Below are 2470 nucleotides of genomic sequence, written 5' to 3'. Positions count from 1 at the left end.
CGGGTCTCCAGGATCTGCGGGACGCACACACTGGTGGTCTTGCCCGCGCGGGGACCCATGAGCCAGATCTGCACCCATTCCCAGGAGGCGAAGAGTCGTTTGCCGTTGTTGACCAGCTTGGCCAGCGGCACCCCCGGACCGGCCCCATCAGCCCGGAGTCGTTCGGCATCGGTGGTCATGGCCGGTTCGGTGAGGGCGTCGAACTCGCGGGCCTTGGCCATCTTCGGCGCCAGATGGTCCACGCGGCTGCGCCGCTTCGAGGTGCGCAGGGCGACCACCACGAACGCGGCCCCGAGCCCGAGCAACAGCAGCAGGCCGAGGCCGAACACGGCCAGCTGCACACCGCCGACCGGGAGCTCGCCGGTGGCCTGGGCGGCGAGCAGGCCCACCGGTCCACCGGCGGCGTCGGTGTCGGTGTTGGGGTCCAGCCAAGCCCCCACGATCCAGAGCACGACGGCGCCGATCAGGGCGGTCAGGGCGCCGGCGGCCAGGACCCAGCCGGTCTCGGCGGAGGCCGGCTGGGTGCGCCGGCCGGGGCGGGGATCGGAGAGCATCAGGCCACCTGGTCCTCATCGTCGCGGGCGAGTCCGTCGCGGTCGGCGGCGGTGATGGTGGGGTTCGGGGCACGGTCGATCAGGTCCCAGATCGTCCACCCGAAGGTATAGGCGATCATCAGGGCCACGTGGGTCAGCACGATTGCCACGCACCCCCCGAGGACCACCCACAGCACCAGGGAGTCCTCGACGCCGAAGACGAATCTGGCGATCAGGAGTGCGATGGTTGCGAGAACGACCCACGGCATCAGCCAGCTGGTCGGCACCACTCCTACGCCTCTTTCATGGTTACAGCGCGAGGCCATCACTGCACCATGTCCCAGTCGCGGTTGGTGTTGGTGTTGTCGATCTCCAGGTCGGTGAGCTGCACGTGCAGGGGGACCCCGGCGTCCTTGCCGGTCTTGAGCAGGAAGTTCCCGGCCCCCGGGCGCAGCCCGGCCTTGCCGGTCCAGGCGTCCACGGGGGCCTCGGCGATCCAGTCCGAGAGTTGGGCGACCTCGGCGCGGGAGAGCCCGAAGACCTCTCGCAGGTTGCCCATCTCGCCCTCGGCCAGTCCGCCGAGGAAGACCATCGCGGAGCGTTCCACGAACCCCCACGCGGTGGCCGTTAGGTGCGGTTCGGCGAGCTTGAGGTCGTTCATGGTGTGGGTGACCATCACCTGGGCCATCATCCGGCCCCGGTTCAGGCGGGTGATCGCGTCGATGAAGTGCACCATGTCGGCCGAGGCCCGCAGGATCCGCCACAGCTCGTCCATGACCAGGAAGTAGGTCTTGCGCCGCCGGCCCTCATCGGCGGCCAGGTACGCCTCCGCCGAGACGGTCGCGCTGCCGAGGTTCCAGCACAAGGACTGCACGGCGGCCATGAGCACGTGGTCGTTCTCGTTGACCCCGGAGATGTCGAACACGGCCGGACGCCCGACCTGAATGTGCTCGGAGGTCGGCTCGGAGAACATCGTCCCGTACATCCCCGACGGCCCGAGAGAGATCAGCGCGTCGAGGACGTCGCGGACCCGGGTGTCGTACTCGGCGTCGTTGTCATGGGTCAGGGTCACCGCGCGCAGAGACTGCGGGCGGGTGGTGATGTGGTTGATGACGTCCCCCAGCAGCGGCGGGGAGGTCAGTTCGGGGTCCAGGTCGAACAGTGCGGTGGCCAGCACGGAGCGTTCGTGCGGGGCCAGCTCGCGGCCGAGCATCATGCCCACGACCCCGGCGATCAACGACCGGCGCCGCGAGGCCATCTCCTCCAGGGCCTTGGCCCGCTCGGCAGGGTCCTTGATCCCCGCCAGCCGGCCCACGATGGGACCGAGGTCCATCGGGTTGATGTGGCCCTGGCCCGGGGAGAACCGGATGACCTGGCCACCGAGGTCACGGATGGTGTGCACGTAGTCCGGGCGGGTGTCGGCCAGCACCAGCGGGATGACACCCCAGTCGGCCAGCACGGTGATCATTCGGTGCACCAGGGAGGTCTTGCCCAGTCCGGGCTGGCCGAGGATGAACGCGCTCGGGTTGGAGATGATCCCGGCCCTAAACCAGGACACCGGGTCCGCGCAGACCAGGGAGCGGCGGCGCAGGTGATAGCCCAGCGGGGTGCCGATCACCGGAAGCCCGGCCCCGGCGGAGAACGGGTAGAACCCGCAGACCTGCACCGTGGTGCCCTGCAGCTCGAAGGGGGCCTCGATGACGTCCACCGGGCCGCCACCGGCCCGGTTCCACCCCCGCGGGCCGGGCCGGTGCCGGGCGGCCTGGCGGGCCTCACGCCACTGCTGGGACGCCTTCGGGCGGGCCCGACGGGCCTGGCGTTGGCGCTTGGCCTCGGCGCGCTTGAGCCGGGCCAGGTCCTTCTTCGACAGCGTCAGGGACTGTTCCGGGACGGTGGGGGTGGTGGTCTGGGTGGAGGTCATTTAGAAGAACTCCCGG

Annotated in this window: 2 protein-coding genes and 1 pseudogene; all 3 read right to left on the bottom strand. The window is 70.0% G+C overall.

The window, feature by feature from the left end; all coding sequences use genetic code 11:
- A pseudogene (locus PLJ28_RS15515) lies at window positions 1–554 on the bottom strand (conjugal transfer protein TraG); the annotation flags it as partial.
- Window positions 554–820, bottom strand: a complete 267-nt coding sequence (locus tag PLJ28_RS15510; protein ID WP_324590404.1) for a hypothetical protein — start codon at window positions 818–820, stop codon at window positions 554–556. The pseudogene PLJ28_RS15515 and the gene PLJ28_RS15510, both read right to left, overlap by 1 nt.
- A gap of 38 nt (window positions 821–858) precedes the next feature.
- Window positions 859–2454, bottom strand: a complete 1596-nt coding sequence (locus PLJ28_RS15505) for a putative type IV secretion/conjugal transfer ATPase (RefSeq protein ID WP_324590403.1) — start codon at window positions 2452–2454, stop codon at window positions 859–861.
- Window positions 2455–2470 lie beyond the last annotated feature (16 nt).

This window comes from Citricoccus sp. (assembly GCF_035445025.1).
In the GTDB taxonomy this organism is placed as follows: Bacteria; Actinomycetota; Actinomycetes; order Actinomycetales; family Micrococcaceae; genus Citricoccus.
Note: the sequence above shows the minus strand (reverse complement) of the source record. Positions and strands in the feature narration are given on the sequence as shown.

Bases quoted from the DNA above. Each gene is read 5' to 3' on its own strand.
- PLJ28_RS15505 (WP_324590403.1), bottom strand. From the start codon at position 2,454: ATGACCTCCACCCAGACCACCACCCCCACCGTCCCGGAACAGTCCCTG.